Raw genomic sequence first — 22,236 nt, forward strand, 5'->3', positions numbered from 1 at the left:
CGCACGACGTCCGGAAAACGACCTGCGGGCAGCCGGAAAGGGGTGGCCCCGCCCGAAGGCGGGGCCACCCCTCTCCTACCTGTGTTTTTCTGCCCGTGAGCCCTACTGGGGCGCCATGGTGTCCGCGATGCCCGGGTTGTCGTCCATCCAGGCCTTCACGGCTTCCTCCTCGTGGCCCGCGCCGCGCTTCTGGATCTCGTTCTCCAGGCCGCCGAGCTGCTTCTCGGTGAGCTTGAAGTCCTTGAACCACTTCGTCAGCTGCGGATACTGCTCCGGGAACTTTTTGGAGGCGATGGTGTGCAGCCGGTCGCCGTCACCGAACGCCTTCTTCGGGTCCTTCAGCTTGGTCATGCCGTACTCGTTGTACGCCCAGTGCGGGGTCCACAGCAGGACCGCGATGGGCTCCTTCTTGGCGTATGCGCGCTTCAGCTCGGCCAGCATGCCGGGCGTGGAGGAGTCGAGGACCTTGAACTCCTTGTCCAGGCCGTACTGCGGCAGGACGTTCTTCTTGAGGTTCTCCATCGCGGCGGCGCCGGGCTCGATGCCGACGATCCGGCCCTTGAAGTCGGAGCCCTTGCCCTTCAGGTCGTCGAGGGTCTTGACGTCCTTGACGTAGTCGGGGACGGCGATCTCGACAGAGGTCGGCCCGTACCAGGAGCCGATGTCGGTCAGCTTGTCGCCGTACTTGTCCCAGTAGTTCTTCTGGGTGTATGGCAGCCAGCCGTCGAACTGGACGTCGATCTGACCGCGTGACATGGCGGCGTACATCGGCCCGACGTCGAACTGCTTGAGGTTGATCTTGTAGCCGCGCTCCTCCAGGACCGCCTTCCACAGGTACGTGGCGGCGATGTCCTCCTCCCAGGGGAACCAGGCGACCTCGACCGGGCGCTTGCGCTCGTCGTCACCGCTCACGGCCCGGGCGTCCTTCGGGGCGGGGGCCCACCTGTCGACGACGCCGGAGTTGTCCTTCAGCCAGGTGCGGACGGCTTCCTGCTCCTTGCCGGAACCGGCCTTCTGGATTTCGGCCTCCAGGCTGGTGAGCTGCTTCTCGGTCATCTTGAAGCTCTTCAGCCACTGGGCGACCTCGGGGTTCTCCTGCGAGAAGCCCTTGCGCGCCAGGGTGTGGATGCCGTCGCCCTCGCCCCACAGACCCTTGGGGTCCTTGAGCTTGGTGAGGTCGAAGTCGTTGTAGGCCCAGTGCGGCGACCAGAGCGGAACGACGATCGGTTCCTTCTTGGCGTACGCGCGCTTCAGCTCGGCCAGCATGGACGGCGTGGAGCCGTCGATGAGCTTGTACTCCTTGTCCAGGCCGTAGCCCGGCAGGAGCTTGTCCTTGAGCAGGCCCATCTCGCCCGCGCTCGGCTCGATGCCGACGATGCGGCCCTTGAACTCGGAGGCCCGGCCCTTCAGGTCCTCCATCGACGTGACGTCCTCCATGTACGCCGGGACGGCCAGCTCCAGCGAGGTGGGGGCGTACCAGGAGCCCATGTCCTCCAGACGGTCCTGGTACTTCTCCCAGTAGCTGGCATGGGTGACCGGCAGCCAGGAGTCGGTCTGGAAGTCGATCTGCCCGTTGGCCATGCCGGTGTACAGCGCGCCGGCCTCGTACTGCTTGACGTCGACCTCGAAGCCGCGCTGCTCCAGCATCTCCTTCCAGAGGAACGTGGAGGCGATGCCCTCGTCCCACGGGATGTAGCCGATGGAGATCTTCTTGCCGTCGCCGACCTGTGCGCTCCTGCCGGCGGTGGCGTCCTTGGAGCCGCCGAAGACGCTCATGCCGCCCGCCACGAGGGCGAGGGCGACGATCGCGGCGACCGCGACCACGGGCTGCGGGCGGTAGGTCCAGATCTTCCAGCCCTCGGCCATCGCGCGGGTCTTGGCGACCGCGCGGCGGCCCAGCGGGGAGACCACCGTGCCGAGGGCGCCGGTCATCCGGTCCAGGTACATGGCGAGGATGACGATGGAGATGCCCGCCTCGAAGCCGAGGCCGACGTCGACGTTGCCGATGGCGCGGTAGACGGAGCCGCCGAGGCCGCCGCCGCCGACCATGCCCGCGATGACGACCATGGACAGGCCGAGCATGATGACCTGGTTGATACCGGCCATGATCGTGGGCAGCGCGAGGGGCAGCTGGACGCGCAGCAGGGTGTTGCGCGAGGTGGTGCCGAAGGCCTCTGCCGCCTCGACGAGTTCGCCGTCGACCTGCCGGATGCCGAGTTCGGTCATCCGGACGCCCGGGGGCAGCGCGAAGATGATCGTGGCGATGATGCCGGGGACCACGCCGACGCCGAAGAAGATGACGCCGGGGATCAGATAGACCATGGCGGGCATGGTCTGCATGAAGTCCAGGACCGGGCGGACCACCGCGCTGACCGTCCTGGACCGGGAGGCCCAGATGCCCAGCGGTACGGCGATGGCCAGGGTGACGAGGGTCGCGACGAGCACCAGGGTGAGGGTGTCCATCGCCTCGTCCCACAGTTCGACGGAGTCGATGAGGGCGAATCCGACGAAGGTGAGCAGGGCGGCGGGCAGGCCGCGCAGCCACCAGGCGATGACGGCGACGATGCCCGCGAACAGCAGCGGTGCGGGGGCGGACAGGACGGCGGCTATGCCGTCGAACATGCCGCTGACGATCGAGCTGATGGCGTCGAAGAGCCAGACGAGGTGGGTCTGCAGCCAGTCGACAGCGGAGTCGACCCATTCGCCGAGGGGAAGCCTAAACACCGGCCACCTTCTTCACGTCGGCGCCGGCCGCGGCCGCGGGATCGGCGTCGTGGGGGGCCTCGGCCGGGGTCATCGGCTCGCCGAGGACGGCGAGCAGCCGGGAGCTGGGGACGACACCGACGAGCTTGCCCTTGGCGTCGGTCACGGCGACCGGGTCCGGGCTCTGCGAGCAGGGCGTGAACAGGTCGATGATCGGCGTGGACTCCGCGACCGCGGCGGGGGCGGCGGCGAGCACGTCCTGCGGGGTGCGCAGTTCCGTACCGTCCGCGGCCCTGCCGCCCATCGCGGTGTGCGGCTCGGCCATGATCGCACCGGCGGTGAGCACCCGGGAGCGGTCGACGTCCTGGGTGAAGGAGGCGACGTAGTCGTTGGCCGGGGTGACGAGGATGTCCTCGGCGCTGCCGAGCTGGACGATCTTCCCGTCGCGCATGACGGCGATCCGGTCGCCGAGGCGCATGGCCTCGTTCAGGTCGTGGGTGATGAAGACGATGGTCTTCTTCAGGCGCTTCTGGAGCTCCAGGAGCTGGTCCTGCATGTCACGGCGGATCAGCGGGTCGAGCGCGCTGAAGGACTCGTCCATGAGGAGCAGGTCGGCGTCGGTGGCCAGGGCACGGGCGAGGCCGACGCGCTGCTGCATACCGCCGGACAGCTCGTCGGGCCAGGACTTCTCCCAGCCTTCGAGGCCGGTGAGCCGCAGCGCCTCGGCGGCGCGCACCTCGCGCTCCTCGCGCGGGACGCCCTGGACCTCCAGGCCGTACGCGGCGTTCTCCAGGACGCTCCGGTGGGGGAAGAGCGCGAAGTGCTGGAACACCATGCTGATCTTGGTGGAGCGGACGTGGCGCAGCTCGCGGGGGCTCAGGGCGGTCAGGTCCTGGCCGTCGAAGAGCACCCGGCCCGCGGTGGGGTCGAGGAGGCCGTTGAGCATCCGCAGCAGGGTGGACTTGCCCGAGCCGGACAACCCCATGACGACGAAGATCTGGCCCGGCTCGACGGTGAACGACGCGTCGATCACCGCCGCGGTCGTTCCTTCGGCGCGCAGCTCGTCGCGGTCCGCACCGCTCTCCAGCTTCCGCACGGCTTCATCGGGTCGTCTGCCGAACACTTTGTACAAGTGCTCGGCCTTCAGCCTGGACACATACACCTCACGCGTTGAACCGAAAAACGGTCTGCCACCCCCTCCGGCAGACCGTGGAGCAATGCGGGCTCTGTCCGCGTGGCACATGCACTGGTTGAAAATGCGACGTGGTCCGCTCCGGTGCCGCGCCTGCCCGCACTTACACAGCCCAAACGCGACCGTGACTCACGTCACTGACCTGCGACGGAGCGCAGGTAAGCGGTTACTGGGGGCGACTGTCGGCGGGGTGGGGCATCATCGGGTCTGTGACGCGACGCCTGATGCTCCTCGACACCGCTTCCCTGTACTTCCGCGCCTACTTCGGAGTGCCCGATTCGGTGCGCGCGCCGGACGGGACGCCCGTGAACGCCGTGCGCGGCCTCCTCGACTTCATCGGCCGCCTGGTGCACGACCACCGGCCGGACGAGCTGGTCGCCTGCTGGGACAACGACTGGCGCCCGCAGTGGCGGGTCGACCTGATCCCGACGTACAAGGCACACCGGGTCGCCGAGGAGACGCCCGTCGGGCAGACGGACGAGGAGGAGATCCCCGACACGCTGTCCCCGCAGGTCCCGATCATCGAGGACGTGCTGGCGGCGCTCGGGATCGCCCGGGTCGGCGTCACGCCGTACGAGGCGGACGACATCATCGGCACGCTCACGGCGCGGGCGACGGGCCCGGTCGACATCGTCACCGGCGACCGCGATCTGTATCAGCTGGTCGACGACGCCCGCCGGGTCCGCGTGCTCTACCCGCTCAAGGGCGTCGGCACGCTCCAGGTGACCGACGAGGCGTGGCTGCGTGAGAAGTACGGCGTGGACGGGGCGGGGTACGTGGATCTGGCACTGCTCCGCGGCGACCCGAGCGACGGACTTCCGGGCGTCCCCGGCATCGGCGAGAAGACGGCGGCGAAGCTGCTGGACGCGTACGGCGATCTCGACGGGATCATGGCGGCGGTGGACGACCCGAAGGCGAAGCTGACCCCGTCGCAGCGCAAGCGGCTGGACGAGTCGCGTGCCTATGTCGCCGTCGCGCCGAAGGTGGTCCGGGTGGCCGGAGACGTCCCCCTGCCCGACTTCGATCCGGCGCTGCCGCGCGAGCCGCGCGACCCGGCCGCGCTGGAGGCGCTGGCGGAGCAGTGGGGGCTGAGCGGGGCGATCCAGCGCCTGCTGACCGTTCTTCAGCACTGAGGGGTCGACCGGGGTTCCGGCCGGGGTGTTAACTTAGGCATACCTAAGTCTTCGAACCAGGGAGTACCTCGTGGCAGAGCGGCCGGCCCGGCAGGGACCCAAGGCCCAGGGGGCGCAGGTCGTGCGCACCGAGCAGATCACCCCGCACATGGTGCGGGTGGTCCTCGGCGGCGAGGGGCTGGCGGACTTCTCCCTCTCCGGCTTCACCGACCACTACATCAAGCTGTGCTTCGCACCCGAGGGCGCGGACTACGCGCACCCGTTCGACATGGCGGCCATCCGGGAGTCCTACCCGCGCGAGCTGTGGCCCACCACCCGTACGTACACGGTGCGTTCGTGGGACCCGGTCGCCCGGGAGATGGCCGTCGACTTCGTCGTGCACGGCGACGAGGGCCTGGCGGGACCGTGGGCCCAGCGGGCGCGCGTGGGTGAGCAGGTGACCTTCCTCGGGCCCGGCGGCGGTTACGGCCCCGACGCCTCGGCGGACTGGCACCTGCTGGTCGGCGACGAGAGCGCGCTGCCGGCGATCGCGGCGGCGCTGGAGCAGATGCCCGTGGGCGCGCTCGTGCACGCCTTCGTCGAGGTGCCGGACGCCTCGGAGGAGCAGAAGATCGTGACGCCCGACGGAGTGGCCGTGACCTGGCTGCACCGGGGCGACCGGCCCGTCGGCGAGCTGCTGACGGCCGCCGTGAAGGGGCTGGACTTCCCCGAGGGCGAGGTCCAGGCGTTCGTGCACGGGGAGGCGGGCTTCGTGAAGGAGATCCGCCGCCATCTCCGCGTGGAACGGCAGATCCCGCTGGCCCAGTTGTCCATCTCGGGCTACTGGCGCCTCGGCCAGAACGACGACGCCTGGCGCGCGGTGAAGCGCGAGTGGAACGAGCAGGTGGAGCGCGAGCAGGAGGGCGGCACGACCGCCGCGTAGCGGCTGCTTGCCGGGCGGACCGGGTCACCTGACCTCCGGGTGGCCCGGCCGCAGGGTCATCCCGACAGCCGGTCCGCCAGACCCTGGCTGCTCGGCGCTCGGCGAGCAGAGCACACCCCCGGACCCCGTCCGCCGCACATCACGGCGAGCGGGGTCCGTTCGTTCAAGGGCGCGCGCCGACCCACGACGGGCCAGTCCCGGTCTCAGGCGCCCGGAGCGTCCCCATCCGCACCCCCGGCCCCCTCCCTCTCTCCCTGCCCCTGCCCCTGCCCCTGCCCCTGCCCCTGCCCCTGCCCCTGCCCCTGCCCCTGCCCCGACAGATCTTCCGGCGACTCGAAGCGCCGGTAGGACGCATCGATGTGCGCCAGCCTCCGCAGCGCGCCGAACATCGCCTCACCGAGGACGGTCCCCACCACGACGGTCTCGACCAGGTCCTCGCGCGCCACCCTCCGCTGCACGTAGTCGAGGTCGGCGCGGGCGACCGGCTCGGCGGCGTCCGCGTAGAGGTCCAGCAGGTCGATGTAGCCGCCGTGCCCGGCCCTGCGCAGCGCGCACAGCACCCCCGCCAGCGACTCGGCGGCCGAGCCCCGCGCGTCGGCCTGCCAGTCGCGCCGCCGCAGCAGTTCGGCCACCTCCTCGCGGGCGTCCTCCAGTTCGGGCCCCGCCTCCTCACCGCCGGCCGGCGTGACACGGTCCGCCGCGGCCCCGAGCACCTTGTGCACCGGCTGCCGGGGATCATCCATGGCCTGCAGGACCTCACCGATGGCGGCGAGCGAGAGGCCGCCGACATCGAGCAGCGCCCGGATCAGCCGCAGTCTCCGCTCGTGCCCGGGGCCGTAGTGCGCCTGGTTCGGGCTGGTCAACTCCCCTGCGGCCAGGAGTCCTTCACGTAGGTAGTACTTGATCGTCGGCACCGGCACCCCGGACCTGCGACTCAATTCACCGATGCGCACCGCGTGTTCGCCCTTTCGCCCTTGCCAGAAGCCGTCCTCATCATAGATAGTCCCCCTATCGGATAGCGGACAGTGCGGCTATCCATATCGATCGCATCACCGTCGCATCACCCCAGGGGGTCTTTCATGTCGTCATGGCGTTCCTGGCATCGCCCGTTAGTCGTCTTCTCCGCCGCGATGGCCGCTCTCGCCGTCGTCTCCGCCGTCGGTCTCATGGTCGACGACCGGGTTCTGGTGGGGGCACCGATCTGGGCGAAGCCGTTCAAGTTCAGCGTGTCCTTCGTCGCGTACTGCCTGACGCTGGCGTGGATGCTGACGCTCCTCACGCGCGGGCGGCGGATCGGCCGGTGGGCGGGGCACGCCGTCGTGCTGACGGCGCTGATCGAGATGGTGATCATCACCGTGCAGGTGGTCCGGGGGAAGCGCAGCCACTTCAACACCGCGACCGCCTTCGACTCGGCGCTGTGGAACGCGATGGGGATGACCATCGTCGTGCTGTGGGCGGCCACCCTGGTGATCGCCGTCCTGCTGTCGCGCACCCGTATCACCGACCGGGCGACGGCCCTCGCCGTCCGGGGCGGACTGCTGATCGCCCTGGCCGGCGCGGCACTCGGGTTCCTGATGACGCTGCCGAGCGAGAGCCGGCAGGCCGTCGAAGGTCTCGACGCCTCCGACACGATGGGCGCACACTCCGTGGGCGTACCGGACGGCGGCCCGTCCATGCCCCTGACCGGCTGGTCGACGACCGGCGGGGATCTGCGCGCCCCGCACTTCGTGGGCATGCACGCGCTCCAGCTGATACCGCTCCTCCTGATCGCACTCGTCGTGCTCGCGCCCCGCTTCGCTCCGCTGCGCGACGCCGGGGTGCGGCTGCGCCTCGTCCGGGTCGCCGTCGGCGGTTACGCGGCGCTCGTCGCGCTCATCACCTGGCAGGCGCTCCGCGGCCAGCCCCTGATCCATCCCGACGCCATCACGCTGACCGCCGCCGGGGCGATTCTCGCGGCCGTGGCGTACGGGACCTGGAGGGCGCTGCGCCCAACCGCCCCCACACACCCGACCCGTAACGCCGCCGACAAGGAGCCTGTGGCATGACCGGTGCGCTCTTCGAGATCACCTTCTATCTGGCCGCCCCGTTCTGGCTGCTGATGATCTTCGCCCCCACCTGGTCCGGCACCACCCGCGTCGCCGCCTCGCCACTGACCGTGCTGCCGGTGCTCGCCGTGTACACCGTCCTGGCCGTCCCGGTCTTCCCGGAGCTGTGGACGGCGGTGAGCAGCCCGGACATCGACACCTTCCGCGATCTGACGGCGCTGGCCGGCGGAGCGGGTGCCCTCTGGGCACAGGTGATCGCCTGGGATCTCCTGCTCGGCCAGTGGATGTTCCTGCAGAGCCGGAAGCTGGGGCTGTCGCCGCTGCTGATGGGCCCGCTGCTGGTGCTGACGATCCTGCTGGCGCCGTTCGGGCTGCTGGTCTTCCTCACCGTCCGCGCCGTCCGGCTGCGGAAGCGGCGCGAAACGCTCGCCGGCTGAGTCGCGCGCCCTCCCGGGGCCCGGTCTGGAAAGATCGTCGACATCCGACCAATCCGCACGGGCGCCGGCTCCGAATCACTTCCGGAACCGTCGATCGCCCCGGGAGGAAACCCGCGTGAAGGAATCCGTACACATCAGTGGGGTGCCCTCGACCGGTCCCGATCTCCAGGAACTTCTGGTGCGGGTCGCGCGGGGCGACCAGGACGCGTTCGCCTCGATGTACGACGCGGTGAGCGGGCCCGTGCTCGGCCTGGTGCGCAGTATCCTCCGCGACCCGGCCCAGTCGGAGGAGGTGGCGCAGGAGGTGCTGGTGGAGGTGTGGCGCACCGCGCCCCGCTTCCAGGCCTCCCGGGGCAGCGCGATGAACTGGGTGCTGACTCTGGCCCACCACCGGGCCGTCGACCGGGTGCGCTCCGCCGAGGCGGCCGCCGCCCGGGAGCACAAGGCGGCGCTGCTGGAACGGACGCCCGCCTTCGACGAGGTGTCCGAACAGGTCGAGACCCGGCTGGAGAGAGAACAGGTCCGGCGCTGTATGCGCACCCTGTCCGAGCTGCAACGGGAGTCGGTGACCCTCGCCTACTACCGGGGCCTGACCTACCGTGAGGTCTCCGAACTCCTCTCCGTGCCGTTGGGCACCATCAAGACACGACTCCGCGACGGCCTCATCCGGCTGCGCGACTGCCTGGGGGTGAGCGCATGAGCACGGCCGAACTGCACACGCTGACCGGGGCCTACGCCCTGCATGCGCTGCCGGAGTCCGAACAGCGGGCGTTCGAACAGCATCTGGAGGACTGCGAGGCCTGCGCCCAGGAGGTGCGGGAGCTGTCGGCCACCGCGGCCCGGCTCGGTCTCGCCGTCGCCGAGACCCCGCCGCGCGAGCTGCGCGAGAGGGTGCTGCGGGAGATCACCACCGTACGCCAGGAGGCTCCGGCGCACGCCAGACGTGAACGGACCGGCGGCAGGGGGCGCACCGGACGGTGGTACGCGTACGCGCTCGCCGCCTGCGTCGCGGCGGCCGCCGCGTTCGGCGGGGTCGCGGTCTGGCAGAACCAGCTGGCACAGGACGCGCGGCAGGAGGCGGACCGGGCGCAGCGGCAGAACGAGCAGCTGGCGCAGGTGCTCTCCGCCCCGGACGCGAAGACCTCCTCGGGCGAGCTGACGGGCGGGGCCCGTGGGACCGTCGTCGTCTCGCAGAGCCAGAACCGCGCGGTGTTCCTGGCCTCGGGCATGGCACCGCCGCCGAGCGGCAAGATCTACCAGATCTGGTTCAACGACGAGGGCACCATGCGCTCGGCCGGGCTGATGGACCCGAAGGCGAGCGACGACGCGGTCCTGCTGGACGGACCGGTGGACCAGGCGTCCGGGATGGGCATCACGATCGAGCCCGCCGGTGGCTCCGCCGAACCGACCTCGGATCCGGTGGCGCTGATGGACTTCCCGACCGCCTGACGTTTCCCCTCCACGAGTACGGCGTTTTCCCCCCACGATTAGCGCAAGGGAGCACACGTTCCATGAGTAGTGTCGCGGTGGTGCTGTTCACCTCCGACCTGCGTCTGCACGACCACCCGGTGCTGTGTGCCGCCCTGCGGGACGCGGACGAGGTCGTCCCGCTGTTCGTGCGGGACGACGCCGTCCACCGGGCCGGGTTCGACGCGCCCAACCGGCTGGCGTTCCTCGCGGACTGCCTGGCGGACCTGGACGCCGGACTCCGTGACCGCGGCGGAAGGCTGATCCTCCGTCGGGGTGGGACGGCCCGCGAGGTGAAACGGGTCGTCGAGGAGACCGGGGCGGAATCCGTGCACATCGCCGCCGGGGTCAGCGGGTACGCGGCGCGGCGTGAGGAGCGCATCCGGGAGGCCCTCTCGGGCACCGGCTGCGAGCTGCGCGTCCATGACGCGGTGGTCACCGCGCTCGCCCCGGGCCGCGTGGTCCCCACGGGCGGCAAGGACCACTTCGCGGTGTTCACTCCGTACTTCCGCCGTTGGGAGGCGGAGGGAGTACGGGGCACACTGGCCGCTCCCCGCACGGTCCGGGTCCCCGCCGGCGTGTCCGGCGACGCGCTCCCGGACCGGGACACGGTCAAAGACGTCTCCCCCGGCCTCGCCAGGGGCGGCGAGGAAGCGGGCCGCAAGCTGGTGAAGTCCTGGCTCAACGGCCCCGTGGCGGACTACGAGGACAGCCACGACGACCTGGCCGGCGACGCCACGTCCCGGCTCTCCCCGCATCTGCACTTCGGTACGGTCTCCGCCGCCGAGCTGGCCAACCGGGCGCGGGAGAAGGGCGGCCCCGGCGGCGAGGCGTTCGTGCGGCAGCTGGCCTGGCGCGACTTCCACCACCAGGTCCTCGCCGCCCGGCCCGACGCCTCCTGGTCCGACTACCGGCCGCGCCACGACCGGTGGCGCTCCGACGAGGACGAGATCGAGGCCTGGAAGTCCGGGCACACGGGCTATCCGCTGGTGGACGCGGCGATGCGGCAGCTCGCGCACGAGGGCTGGATGCACAACCGGGGCCGGATGCTGGCCGCGAGCTTCCTCACCAAGACGCTGTACGTCGACTGGCGGGTGGGCGCCCGGCACTTCCTGGACCTGCTGGTCGACGGGGACGTGGCGAACAACCAGCTCAACTGGCAGTGGGTGGCGGGGACCGGCACGGACACCCGCCCCAACCGGATCCTGAACCCGGTGATCCAGGGCAAGCGCTTCGACCCGGACGGCGCCTACGTACGGCGGTGGGTGCCGGAGCTGGCGGAGGTGGAGGGGCCCGCGATCCACGAACCCTGGAAGCTGGAGGGCCTGGACCGGGCGGGCGTCGACTATCCCGACCCGGTGGTGGACCTGGCCGAGGCGCGGTCCCGCTTCGAACGCGCGCGCGGCCTGGACTGATCCGACGCCTCCGGAAGGGGCCTGCTCCGCGCGGCTGCGGAACAGGCCCCTTCCGGGTTTCTCACGCCCGGCGCGGCGGCCGCGGGAAGAAGCCGCTCGTCCGGGCCCGGTACTCGGCGAACCCCGGCCGGTCGGCCATATGACGCTCCAGCAGGGCCGCGCCGCTGCCCCTGGTCAGCAGGAAGCTCATCACCAGCGGGGCGACGACGGTGACGGCAGCGGCGGCGGGCGCCTGGCAGACGAAGAGGAAGAGACCCCACCAGACGCAGAAGTCGCCGAAGTAGTTGGGGTGGCGGGTCCAGGACCACAGCCCCCGGTCCATGATCCTCCCCTGGTTGGCGGGGTCGGCCTTGAACCGGGCGAGCTGGGCGTCACCGATCGCCTCGAAGGCCAGCCCGACCGCCCACAGCAGCGCCCCCGCCCAGGCCCACCAGGCCAGCGGGGCGGTGAGGTAGTGCGCGGCCTGCACCGGGAGCGAGACGATCCAGACCAGTGCGCCCTGGAGCAGATACACCTTGCGCAGGGCGTACAGCTGGGGTTGCCGGGGGCCTTGGCCAGCATCTTCGCGTAGCGCGGGTCCTCTCCGCGGCCCTTCCCGCGCCGCCCGATGTGGATCGCGAGGCGCAGCCCCCAGATCACGGTCAGCGCGGTGACCAGGAGTCGGCGGCCGTCGTCGCCGACCCCCGCCGAGAGCCCGTAGGAGACCAGGGCGACGACGGCGAACCCGAGGCCCCAGGCGATGTCGACGATCCGGTGCACACCCTTGTTCAGGGCGACGGCGAAGGTGACGAGCATGACGCCCAGGGCGGCGACGGCCGCGCCCGCGAGCCCGCTCGCGAACGCGTCCCAGGCGAAGCCGCTCACCGCTCCTCCTCGGGCCCTGCCGGTGCGTGCCACTCGCGCCGGGTGGCGGGCATCGCGGCGGAGCCGGCCGGGTCGGGCCGTACGGACAGGATCTGGTCGACGCCCATCCGCCGTTCCTCGAACGCGAGCGCCCCGCCGACGAGATAGAGCCGCCACACCCGCGCGGTCTCCTCCCCCACCAGGGCGACGAACTCCGCCCAGCGCTCCTCCAGGGTGCGCCGCCAGGCCTCCACGGTCCGTACGTAGTGCTCGCGCAGCGATTCGACGTCCCGCACTTCGAGGCCGGCGCCCTCCAGCAGGCCGACGGTCTCGCCGAGCGGCCGCATGTGCATGTCGGGGGCGATGTAGGACTCGATGAACGCGCCGCCGCCGGGGGCGGTCGCGCCCCGGGACATCTGCTGGACGAGTGCCCGCCCGCGCGGCCGCAGGGAGTCGTGCAGGATGCGGGTGAACGCGGGGTACTCGGCGTCCCCGACGTGTTCGCCCATCTCGACGGTGGACACGGCGTCGTACGCGCCCCGGGTGCCGGGCCGCTCGGCGATGTCCCGGTAGTCGATATTCAACACCTCGACGAGGTCGTCAAGACCGCGTGCCGTGACCTGCTGCCGTACGTACGCGGACTGTTCGGCGGCGAGGGTGACGGCGGTGACGTGGACGCCGTGGCGCTCGGCGGCGTACAGGGTCAGCGAACCCCAGCCGCAGCCGATGTCCAGCAGCCGGGCGCCGGGCCGCAGTCCGAGCTTGCGGCAGATCAGCTCCAGCTTGTCGCGCTGGGCGTCGGCCGGGCCGTAGCCGGGTGCGTCGCTGGTCCAGTAGCCGCAGGAGTACGCCATCGTCTCGTCGAGGAGCAGGGCGTAGAAGGCGTTGGACAGGTCGTAGTGGTGGCTGATCGCCGCCCGGTCGCGGGCCTTGCTGTGCAGTTCCCCGCGGAGTCCCGCGCGGGCGGCGGGCACCGGCGGCCGGGGGCCGACCGCGCCGAGGCGCAGGGCGAGGCCGGCCGCCTTGACGCGGTCGGCGAGGGCGGGCGCGGGCGCGGTGAGGCCGCGTTCCCGTACGGCGCGGCGCATCGCGCGCAGCCCGTCGCCGAGATCGGCGTCGAGGTCGATGTCGCCGGTGATGTAGGCCTCGGCGAGGCCGAGTTCGCCCGGCTCCCACAGCAGGCGGCGCAGGGCTCTGCGGGTCCGCACATGGACGGTGGGGGCGTCCTGCGGGCCGGTCTCGCTGCCGTCCCACATCCTTACCCGGACCGGCAGTCCGCCGCCGAGGAACCGCTCGATCAGCGGTTCGACGCGCTGGGCGGCCCCGGTCGGGGTGCGCCGGGCGGGCGGCCTGGTGGCGGCGGTGGTCACGCGGTCTCCTCACGGGTCAGCAGCAGTTGCTGCACGTCGAGATATCCGGAGCGGAAGCCCGCTTCGGAGTAGGCGAGGTAGAAGGTCCACATCCGGCGGAAGACGGCGTCGAAGCCGAGGGCGTCGACCTCGGGCGTTCGCTCGGTGAACCGCTCGCGCCACAGCCGGAGCGTCTCGGCGTAGTGCGCGCCGAACCGGATGCGCTGGGTGGTGCGCAGCCGGGTGTACTCGGTGGTGACCCGCTCGACGGCCTCGGTGGAGGGCAGCAGCCCGCCGGGGAAGATGTACTTGCTGATCCAGGTGTAGGTGGAGCGACTGACGCGCAGCCGGTCGTCGGGCATGGTGATGGCCTGGAGGGCGACCCGGCCGCCGGGGGCGAGCAGCCGGTCCAGGGTCTGGAAGTAGACCGGCCAGAACTCCTCGCCGACCGCCTCGATCATCTCGACGCTGACGATGGCGTCGTAGTCGCCGGTGACCTGGCGGTAGTCGCTCAGCCGTACCTCGACGAGGTCATCGAACCCGGCCTCGCGGATGCGGGCCCGGGCCAGTCCGCGCTGTTCGGCGGAGAGGGTGACGGTGGTGACCCGGGCGCCGCGGGCGGCCGCGCGGATGGCCAGTTCGCCCCAGCCGGTGCCGATCTCCAGCAGCCGGGTGCCGTCGGTGACCCCGGCGGCGTCGAGCAGCCGGTCGATCTTGCGGTGCTGGGCGGCGGGCAGCAGGTCGTGTTGGGCGGGGAAGCCGCGGAAGACGGCGGAGGAGTAGGACAGCGTCTCGTCGAGGAAGAGGGCGAACAGCTCGTTGGACAGGTCGTAGTGGTGGCTGATGTTGTCCCGGGAGCCCTCGGGGTGTTCAGCTGCGCGGCGGGCCTGCGCAGATGCCAGATGCCGCGCAGGCGTTGCAGCGGCCGGGGGACGAGGTCGGCGGCGTTGTCGGCGAGCACGGTCAGCACGGCGACGAGGTCGGGCGCGTCCCACTCGCCGGCCATGTAGGACTCGCCGAAACCGATGAGTCCGCTCGCGCCGATCCGCCGGAAGAAGGCGTCGGGGTCGCGGATGTCCATGAGCGGCCCGCCGAGGCCGATGTCGCCCTGGCCCGCGAGACGGGCGCGCAGGGGGAGCCCGCCGAGCGCGCGGCGGACGATGCGTTCCGCGACGGCGGTCCGGGCGCGGGAGACCCGGGGCGGGGTGACGATGTCGGGCCAGCGTTCCGGGTCGGTCCCGGGGGTGTGCTCTGCCGGCAGCGCCGAGGTGGGAGCGGTCACTGCATGCCTTCCTGTGTGCGGTGCGGGGGACGGGGTTGCACGGGGAGCCCGCGCAGGTAGAGCCGGATGCCGTGCAGGCGGATCGCGGCGGAGACGAGGACGGTGGAGAGGGGGTGGCGCAGGGCGAGGCGCACCAGTTCCCGGGACGTGGCCGGGCGGCGGACGCCCCGTACGGTCGCGGTGAACGGGCGGGCCCCCTCGCGTTCCAGATGGACGCTCAGGTCGAGCCGGGGCCCGGGCTCGGGCAGCCGCATCCGGTAGCGGCCGTCCACGGGGAAGAACGGCGAGACGTAGAACTCCTTGCCGGTCGCGGCTCGGTCCTTACCGTCGGGGCGCAGGAGGTAGCCGTGCCGTCCGCCGTACGTGTTGTGCACCTCGGCGACGACGCAGAGGGGACTGCCGTCGGCGCGGTGGCACCAGTAGACGGTGATCGGATTGAAGACATATCCAAAGACCCGGGCCTGGGTGAGCATGGTGACGGTGCCGTCGCCCAGCTCCACGCCCCGGGCCCGCAGGAAGCGTTCGAGGCCGGCCCGGATGGTGGGGGCGGTGCCGCCGAAGTGGTCGCGGGCGTCGAACCGCGCCAGCGGGCGCAGCGCGCGCGGCAGCTCGGGCGGCCGGTCGGGGTCGATCAGCCACAGGTAGGTCCGGTGCCGGAAGGCGTACGTCGTCGGCCGGTTCCGTACGTGTGTGATCGTGCACGAGTAGAGGGCGCTCACCACCTCACCCCCAGGGCGGCGGCTGCCTCGACGCCCGAACGGCAGCCGTCCTCGTGGAAGCCCCAGCCGTGGTACGCCCCCGCGTAGGCGGTGACGGGACCGGACAGGGTGGGCAGCCGGGCCTGGGCCGCGACGGACTCCGGGGTGTAGACGGGGTGCTCGTAGACCATGCGGACGCGGACGGAGTCCGGGTCGACCCGGTCGGCGCCGTTCAGGGTGACGACGAAGGTGTCCGGGGCGTCGAGCCGCTGGAGCCGGTTCATGTCGTAGCTGACGGTGACCCGGTCGGCGTCGGCGGCGCACGAGGGAATGAGGTAGTTCCAGGAGGCCCTGGCCCCTCGGGCGCGCGGCAGCAGCGTGGTGTCCGTGTGCAGCAGCGTCGGGTTGCGGGAGTACCGGAACGCGCCGAGCGTGCTGCGCTCGGCGTCGGTCGGGTCGGCGAGCATCCGCAGCGCCTGGTCGGGGTGGGTGGCGATGACCACGGAGTCGTACGGGGTGGTCGTGCCGTCCTCGGTGGTGAGGTCGACGCCGTCCGCGTGCCGGGTGATGGCCCGGACCGGGGTCGCGGTGTGCACGGCGGCGAGCTGCTTGACGACAAGGTCGACGTAGGAGCGTGAGCCGCCGGTGACGGTGCGCCAGACCGGGGAGTCGCCGACGGTGAGCATGCCGTGGTGGTCGAGGAACCGGAAGAGGTAGCGGGCCGGGTAGCGCAGGGCGGTGACCGGGTCGCAGGACCAGACGGCGGAGACCATGGGGGTGAGGAAGTGGGCGTGGAAGTACGGTGAGAAGCGCCCGCGCCGGGCGAACTCCCCCAGCGTCATCTCGCTCGTCCCGCTCTGCGGCAGCGCGAGCAGGGCCCGGGCGGCACGGTGGAAGCGCGGCACCTCGGCGAGCATCCGCAGATAGGGGCCGCGCACGGCGGAGCGCGGCTGCGCGAAGAGCCCGGCGGGCCCACGCGCCCCGGCGTACTCCAGACCGCACCCCTCGCACCGTACGGACATCGACATCTCGGCCTCCTGGGTGGCGACGCCCAGTTCGTCGAAGAGCCGCAGCAGGTGGGGGTAGGTCCGCCGGTTGTGCACGATGAATCCGGAGTCGACGCGGTGCACCCGGCCGTCGGACGCGTCCAGCTCGTGGGTGTGGGCGTGGCCGCCGACCCGGTCGTCCGCTTCGTACAGCGTCACCTCATGCGCGTCGCGGAGGACGTGGGCGGCGGTCAGTCCCGCCACTCCGGCTCCCACTACGGCCGTCCGCCGCCGTTCCCCTGCCATTCCGGCTCCCTCCGGTGCCTCCGCTTGGTCGGCGCGCTTCTGAAGCGCGCCTCAGCTGGCATTCGTGGCCGGAGGCCGGGCGGATTGGTCGATCACCGAATCTGCTCCGAACGGGTGATTGAAGAGCCCGGGACCAATCCGCCGACCGCCCCGGCGCCGAACCCCCCGTGTCAGAACAGACCCTCTTCGCACGACACTTCCGATCCAGGAGAAACGCCATGAACACGCTCCTCTTCCGCCGCGCAGCCGTCGCCGTGTCAGCAGCGGCCGTCCTGCCGCTGACGCTGACCGCCTGCTCGTCGGACGACTCCTCCAAGGACTCGGCGGCCGGCTCCACGCCCAGCGCGTCCGCTCCGGCGAGCCCCTCGGCCGACGACACGGCGACCACGACCGAGCCGTTCGGTCCGGCCTGTTCGTCGGTGCCGAAGGAAGGCGCGGGCTCGTTCGACGGCATGGCGAAGGACCCGGTCGCCACGGCCGCCTCGAACAACGAGGAGCTGTCGACGCTGGTGGCCGCCGTCAAGCAGGCCGGCCTGGTCGACACGCTCAACAACGCGGAGAACATCACGGTGTTCGCCCCGACCAACGACGCCTTCGCGAAGATCCCGAAGGCCGACCTGGACGCGCTGCTGGCGGACAAGGCCGAGCTGACCAAGGTCCTGACCTACCACGTGGTGGGCGAGAAGCTGACGCCTCAGCAGCTGGAGAAGGGCTCCTTCGACACCCTGGAGAAGAGCAGGCTGACGACGGCCGGCTCGGGCACGGAGTACACCGTGAACGACTCCTCGAAGGTCGTCTGCGGCAACGTCCCGACCGCCAACGCGACCGTCTACATCGTCGACACGGTCCTGATGCCCCCGAAGTAGTCCTCCACCGGCTCCCGCCCCTCGTCACCCCGGGGAAAGTTCACCCGAAATGTGCACATAAGCGCCAGATAAGCGCACTATGGAGGTATGGGCGCCTGCCGCATCCATCCGCACAGCGGCAGGGCCCGCAGGACCGAAGGAGACGAAATCTCATGAGCAACGTCTCACACGCGAGGAGTGACCTGTCGGGTCACCCCGATGCCTCCGAAATGCGTGCGCGGTACGACCGCGTGATGGGCGGCCGCGATGTGGCGCTGGTGGACGCGCCGGTCTTCCTCGTCGGCCTCTACTGCGCCGTTTCCCCGTGGGTGCTCCACTTCACGGCGAACCAGCCCGCCCTGGTCACGCACAACCTGGTGATGGGGATCGCCATCGCGGTGCTGGCTCTCGGCTTCACCGTGATGCCCGAGCGCATGTACGGCCTGAGCTGGGCGATGTGCGCCATCGGGGCGTGGATCATCGTGTCGACCTGGGTGGTGGGCAGCAGCCCGGACGCCGGAATCGTGATCAACAACATCATCGTCGGCGGACTGACGGTACTGCTGGGCATGGTCTGCGCGGGAGCAGCGGCCAGAACCCGCAGCACGTGACCGACGAGCACAACGCGCGACCCCGACGACCCCGCTCCTCACGTCGGCCTGAGGCTTCCCGCCCCTCCGGCGCTTGAGGAGCAGGGTCCGGGCCAGAGCCCCGGCTATGGGAAGGGGCGGGGAGGGACAAGCCCGCCGCAGGCGCCCGCACCCGCACCCCCACCCCGCCCGGCACCAACTCCTCGCTCACCCCACCGAGCTGTACGCCACCACTCCCCGCAACACCGCGTCCACCGCCTTACGCGCACTCTTCGCCACGCCGGACGCCCCCTCCCCCGCATCCCGGGGCGCCGCCGCGGCCACCTGCCCCAGCACATCGATCACCTGCTTGCACCACCGCACGAAGTCCCCCGCCGGCATCTCCGCCTCGCGCAGCACCTCGTCCAGCGTCCGGCCGGAGGCCCACATGTAGACCGCCCAGGCGAAGCCGAGATCGGGCTCGCGCTGCCCGACCCCTTCCGTCTGGTTGATCTTGAAGTCCTCCTCCAGAGCGTCCAGCCGCCCCCAGATCCGCACCATCTCGCCCATGGCGACCTTGGCAGGACCGGACGGCAGCTTCGGCGCGACCGCGTCATCGGCCTGCCGCGCCTCGTAGACCAACGCCGAGACGCACGCGGCCAGCTCAGCAGGGTTGAGCCCCTCCCACACACCCTCCCGCAGGCACTCGCTGGCGAGCAGATCCAGCTCCCCGTACAGCCGGGCCAGCCGCCGGCCGTTGGCGGTGACCTCGTTGCCCCGGAGGTAGTCCAGCTCGGTGAGGAGCGCGACGATCCGGTCGAAGGTCCGGGCGATCGTGTTCGTCCGCCCCTCGATCCGCTTCTCCAGCTGCCGCGTGTCCCGCTGCAACCGGTGGTAGCGCTCGGCCCACCGCGCGTGGTCCTCCCGCTCGTCGCACCCGTGGCAGGGGTGGGCGCGCAACTCGGTCCGCAGCCGGGCGATCTCGCGGTCGTCGGCAGCCGGCGCCCGCCCCTTGCGGTGCCGGTCGGGCACGATGTGCCCGGCCTTGGACCGCAGTGCGGAGGCCAGATCGCGGCGGGACTGCGGCGAGCGCGGGTTGAACGACTTCGGGACCCTCATCCGGTCCAGCGCCTCCACCGGCACCGGGAAGTCCATCGAGGCCAGCCGCTTGACCTGCCGCTCGGCCGTCAGCACCAGCGGCCGGGGCCCGTCGTGGTGGTCGAAGCCGCGGTGCCCGTTGGCCCGCCCGGCGGGCAGCCCCGGGTCCAGCACCAGCGCGAGACCCGCGAACTTCCCCGTCGGGACATGGATGACGTCCCCGGGCTTCAGCTTCTCCAGGGACGAGGCCGCCGCCGCGCGCCGCTGGGCCGCGCCCTGCTTGGCCAGCTCCGTCTCACGGTCCTTGAGGTCGCGCCGCAGGCGCGCGTACTCCTCGAAGTCCCCGAGGTGGCAGGTCATGCCCTCCTTGTAGCCCTCCAGGCCCTCCTCGTTGCGCTGCACCTGCCGCGAGATCCCGACCACCGACTTGTCGGCCTGGAACTGGGCGAACGAGGTCTCCAGCAGCTCCCGCGACCGGTGTCGCCCGAACTGCTGCACCAGGTTGACCGCCATGTTGTACGAGGGGCGGAAGCTGGAGCGCAGCGGATACGTACGCGTGCCCGCGAGGCCGGCCAGGGCCGTCGGGTCGAGGCCGCGCTGCCACAGGACCACCGCGTGGCCCTCGACGTCGATGCCGCGGCGTCCGGCCCGGCCCGTGAGCTGGGTGTACTCGCCCGGGGTGATGTCGGCGTGCTGCTCGCCGTTCCACTTGACGAGCTTCTCCAGCACCACCGAGCGCGCGGGCATGTTGATGCCGAGCGCCAGGGTCTCGGTGGCGAAGACGGCCTTGACCAGACCCCGGACGAACAGCTCCTCGACGACCTCCTTGAACGTCGGCAGCATGCCCGCGTGGTGGGCGGCGATGCCCCGCTCCAGGCCTTCGAGCCACTCGTAGTAACCCAGGACGTGCAGGTCCTCGCCGGGGATGGACGCGGTTCGCTCCTCGACGATCTCGCGGACCAGCCGGCGGTTGTCCTCGTCGTTGAGCCGGAGTCCGGCGTACAGACACTGCTGGACGGCGGCCTCGCAGCCCGCCCGGCTGAAGATGAACGTGATTGCGGGGAGCAGACCCTCGTTGTCCAGCCGGTCGATGACCTCGGGCCTGCCGGGCGTCCAGATCCGGCCTCGCTGGCGCCGCTCGCGCTCGCGATCGGCCTCGCGCACCATCTTGCCCCGGCGGCGGTCGCGCGGGTTGTAGATGTTCTGGCTCTCCTGGCGGGCGAGCCGGACCAGGTCAGGGTTGACTTCGCGGCGCCCGGCGCCCCGGCCGCCGTGGTCGGTCCCCTCCTCGAAGAGGTCGTACATCCGGCGTCCGGCCATCACGTGCTGCCACAGCGGCACCGGGCGGGTCTCGGAGACGATCACCTCGGTGTCGCCGCGCACGGTGTCCAGCCAGTCGCCGAACTCCTCCGCGTTGGACACGGTCGCCGACAGGGAGACCAGCGTCACCGACTCGGGGAGGTGGATGATCACTTCCTCCCACACCGCGCCCCGGAAGCGGTCGGAGAGGTAGTGCACCTCGTCCATGACCACATAGCCGAGACCGGACAGCGACTGGGAGCCCGCGTACAGCATGTTCCGCAGGACCTCGGTGGTCATCACGACCACCGGCGCCTCGGAGTTGACACTGTTGTCGCCGGTCAGCAGACCGACCTTGTCCGCGCCGTACCGCCTGACCAGGTCGGCGTACTTCTGGTTCGAGAGCGCCTTGATCGGCGTGGTGTAGAAGCATTTGCGGCCCTGCTCCAGGGCCAGGTGCACGGCGAACTCGCCGACAATCGTCTTGCCCGACCCGGTGGGCGCCGCGACCAGCACCCCCTTGCCCGCCTCCAGGGCCTGGCAGGCCTCGATCTGGAACGGGTCCAGGCCGAAGTCGTACATCTCCCGGAAGGGCCCGAGGGCCGTCGCCATCTCGGCCGCACGGGCGCGGGATGCCTGGTATCGCTCAGCTGGTGAGAGGTCCTCTGTCATCTTGGCTACGAGCCTACCCGTCACCTCTGACAGTCAGCCCGATCTTTAAATCTCCTCGGGCTTCCGCCCGGTCGGCGCCGGTCAGCGCCCCGTGAGCACCCGCACGGCCCCCGGTACGCAGGTGGCGGTGAGCGGCAGAGCGCCCAGCGGTTCGCCGTCCGCGTACGCCGTGATCCCGGACGCCGCCAGCTCGATCGAGGAGACGCGGTGCGTGGTGACGGCGGGGTGGCCCAGATGCGTGCCCTTGTAGACCTTCGGGAACACCTTGAGCAGCTCGGTGCGGGTGCACTCGCCGACCACGGTCACGTCGAAGAGCCCGTCGTCCATCTCGGCGCCGGCGCAGATCCGCATGCCTCCGCCGTACGTGGTTCCGTTGCCGACCGCGATGAGGGTGGCCGCGATCTCGGTGGCCTCTCCCCCGTCGAGCCGGATGCGGTACGGGATCGGCTTGAAGGCGGCCAGTTCGGCCAGGATCGCGAGGTCGTACGTGAACCGGCCGCCGACGAGGCGCATCCGGTTGCCCCGGTCGTTGACCCGGGAGTCGAAGCCGGAGGCGAGGACGGTGCCGAACCAGCGGTCCCCGGCCCGGCCCAGGTCGATCTCGCGGTGGCCGCCGTCCTTGAGGGCCCGTGCGGCCAGCCGTCCGGCGGCGGCCGGGTCGCGGATCGGCAGCCCCAGCGCGCGGGCGAAGTCGTTGCCGGTGCCGACGGCGACGACCCCGAGCGGGGTGGCGGTCCCGGCGACGGCCTGGAGGGCGAGGGACATCAGGCCGTCCCCGCCCACGGCTATCAGTGCCCCGGTCCCCGCCGCGACGGCCTCGCGGGCCCGGCGCAGGGCGTCGTCGGCGTCCTCGCCCAGCACCGTACGGACGGAGAATCCGGCGTCCCGCAACGCGGAAGCGGCCGACTGCGCGGCGTGCGCGCCCCGGCCGCGTCCCGCGGTGGGATTGACGAAGAGGGTGATCTCGCTGGTCAC

17 protein-coding genes and 2 pseudogenes are annotated in these 22,236 nt (G+C 71.3%); 9 read left to right on the top strand and 10 right to left on the bottom strand.

The window, feature by feature from the left end; genetic code table 11:
• Positions 1 to 102: 102 nt before the first annotated feature.
• Together CCZ36_RS04845 and CCZ36_RS04850 are read right to left on the bottom strand one after the other, a co-directional pair.
• On the bottom strand, positions 103 to 2,724 hold the full coding sequence (locus CCZ36_RS04845; RefSeq protein WP_128817092.1) for an ABC transporter permease/substrate binding protein: 2,622 nt from the start codon (positions 2,722 to 2,724) through the stop codon (positions 103 to 105).
• On the bottom strand, positions 2,717 to 3,799 hold the full coding sequence (locus CCZ36_RS04850; RefSeq protein ID WP_069738818.1) for a quaternary amine ABC transporter ATP-binding protein: 1,083 nt from the start codon (positions 3,797 to 3,799) through the stop codon (positions 2,717 to 2,719). The genes CCZ36_RS04845 and CCZ36_RS04850 overlap by 8 nt, the downstream gene beginning before the upstream one ends.
• Positions 3,800 to 4,119: 320 nt before the next feature.
• On the opposite strand from CCZ36_RS04850, the gene CCZ36_RS04855 reads away from it, so the two are divergent.
• Together CCZ36_RS04855 and CCZ36_RS04860 are read left to right on the top strand one after the other, a co-directional pair.
• Positions 4,120 to 5,028, top strand: a complete 909-nt coding sequence (locus CCZ36_RS04855) for a 5'-3' exonuclease (RefSeq protein WP_069738817.1) — start codon at positions 4,120 to 4,122, stop codon at positions 5,026 to 5,028.
• Positions 5,029 to 5,098: 70 nt separating this feature from the next.
• Positions 5,099 to 5,950 (top strand): siderophore-interacting protein, encoded by an 852-nt coding sequence (locus CCZ36_RS04860; protein ID WP_069738816.1) that lies wholly within the window; start codon positions 5,099 to 5,101, stop codon positions 5,948 to 5,950.
• A gap of 203 nt (positions 5,951 to 6,153) precedes the next feature.
• Here CCZ36_RS04860 and CCZ36_RS04865 read toward each other — a convergent pair whose 3' ends face one another.
• Entirely contained in the window at positions 6,154 to 6,903 is a 750-nt protein-coding gene (locus CCZ36_RS04865; RefSeq protein WP_128817093.1) for a MerR family transcriptional regulator, read from the bottom strand.
• A 177-nt stretch (positions 6,904 to 7,080) separates the two neighbouring features.
• Between CCZ36_RS04865 and CCZ36_RS04870 the strand changes: the two genes are divergently transcribed.
• From CCZ36_RS04870 to CCZ36_RS04890, 5 genes are all read left to right on the top strand, one after another.
• On the top strand, positions 7,081 to 7,995 hold the full coding sequence (locus tag CCZ36_RS04870; protein ID WP_206515710.1) for a hypothetical protein: 915 nt from the start codon (positions 7,081 to 7,083) through the stop codon (positions 7,993 to 7,995).
• A complete protein-coding gene (locus tag CCZ36_RS04875) occupies positions 7,992 to 8,432 on the top strand; it encodes an ABA4-like family protein (RefSeq protein WP_128817095.1) in 441 nt (146 codons plus the stop codon). The genes CCZ36_RS04870 and CCZ36_RS04875 overlap by 4 nt, the downstream gene beginning before the upstream one ends.
• A 115-nt stretch (positions 8,433 to 8,547) precedes the next feature.
• Positions 8,548 to 9,132 carry a sigma-70 family RNA polymerase sigma factor gene (locus CCZ36_RS04880; protein WP_128817096.1) on the top strand — a complete coding sequence of 195 codons (585 nt, stop codon included), beginning with the start codon at positions 8,548 to 8,550 and terminating at the stop codon, positions 9,130 to 9,132.
• Positions 9,129 to 9,881 (top strand): anti-sigma factor, encoded by a 753-nt coding sequence (locus CCZ36_RS04885; protein ID WP_069738811.1) that lies wholly within the window; start codon positions 9,129 to 9,131, stop codon positions 9,879 to 9,881. The genes CCZ36_RS04880 and CCZ36_RS04885 overlap by 4 nt, the downstream gene beginning before the upstream one ends.
• Before the next feature lie 62 nt (positions 9,882 to 9,943).
• Positions 9,944 to 11,314: a cryptochrome/photolyase family protein gene (locus CCZ36_RS04890; protein WP_069738810.1), complete on the top strand. Its 1,371-nt coding sequence runs from the start codon at positions 9,944 to 9,946 to the stop codon at positions 11,312 to 11,314.
• 61 nt (positions 11,315 to 11,375) lie between these two features.
• On the opposite strand, the pseudogene CCZ36_RS04895 reads toward CCZ36_RS04890, so the two are convergent.
• From CCZ36_RS04895 to CCZ36_RS04915, 5 genes and pseudogenes are all read right to left on the bottom strand, one after another.
• Positions 11,376 to 12,178 (bottom strand): annotated as a pseudogene (locus CCZ36_RS04895) (DUF1295 domain-containing protein).
• A complete protein-coding gene (locus CCZ36_RS04900; RefSeq protein ID WP_128817097.1) occupies positions 12,175 to 13,527 on the bottom strand; it encodes an SAM-dependent methyltransferase in 1,353 nt (450 codons plus the stop codon). The pseudogene CCZ36_RS04895 and the gene CCZ36_RS04900 overlap by 4 nt, the downstream one beginning before the upstream one ends.
• Positions 13,524 to 14,788 (bottom strand): annotated as a pseudogene (locus CCZ36_RS04905) (class I SAM-dependent methyltransferase). Before CCZ36_RS04905 ends, CCZ36_RS04900 begins: the two are co-directional and overlap by 4 nt.
• The gene (locus CCZ36_RS04910; protein ID WP_128817098.1) at positions 14,785 to 15,510 is read right to left on the bottom strand and encodes a DUF1365 domain-containing protein; all 726 of its coding nucleotides are present in this window, start codon (positions 15,508 to 15,510) and stop codon (positions 14,785 to 14,787) included. Before CCZ36_RS04910 ends, CCZ36_RS04905 begins: the two are co-directional and overlap by 4 nt.
• Positions 15,504 to 16,778 carry an NAD(P)/FAD-dependent oxidoreductase gene (locus CCZ36_RS04915; RefSeq protein WP_128817099.1) on the bottom strand — a complete coding sequence of 425 codons (1,275 nt, stop codon included), beginning with the start codon at positions 16,776 to 16,778 and terminating at the stop codon, positions 15,504 to 15,506. The genes CCZ36_RS04910 and CCZ36_RS04915 overlap by 7 nt, the downstream gene beginning before the upstream one ends.
• Positions 16,779 to 16,996: 218 nt before the next feature.
• Here CCZ36_RS04915 and CCZ36_RS04920 point away from each other — a divergent pair, with 218 nt between their 5' ends.
• Positions 16,997 to 17,644, top strand: coding sequence for a fasciclin domain-containing protein (locus tag CCZ36_RS04920; protein ID WP_128817100.1), 648 nt, complete (start codon positions 16,997 to 16,999; stop codon positions 17,642 to 17,644).
• A 152-nt stretch (positions 17,645 to 17,796) separates the two neighbouring features.
• On the top strand, positions 17,797 to 18,234 hold the full coding sequence (locus tag CCZ36_RS04925; RefSeq protein WP_069738803.1) for an SPW repeat protein: 438 nt from the start codon (positions 17,797 to 17,799) through the stop codon (positions 18,232 to 18,234).
• Positions 18,235 to 18,420: 186 nt separating this feature from the next.
• On the opposite strand, the gene CCZ36_RS04935 is transcribed toward CCZ36_RS04925, so the two are convergent.
• The gene (locus CCZ36_RS04935; RefSeq protein ID WP_069743891.1) at positions 18,421 to 21,261 is read right to left on the bottom strand and encodes a DEAD/DEAH box helicase; all 2,841 of its coding nucleotides are present in this window, start codon (positions 21,259 to 21,261) and stop codon (positions 18,421 to 18,423) included.
• An 81-nt stretch (positions 21,262 to 21,342) separates the two neighbouring features.
• The gene (locus CCZ36_RS04940) at positions 21,343 to 22,236 is read right to left on the bottom strand and encodes a diacylglycerol kinase (protein WP_128817102.1); all 894 of its coding nucleotides are present in this window, start codon (positions 22,234 to 22,236) and stop codon (positions 21,343 to 21,345) included.

The sequence above is a fragment of the Streptomyces sp. S063 genome (assembly GCF_002832675.1).
In the GTDB taxonomy this organism is placed as follows: domain Bacteria; phylum Actinomycetota; class Actinomycetes; order Streptomycetales; family Streptomycetaceae; genus Streptomyces; species Streptomyces sindenensis.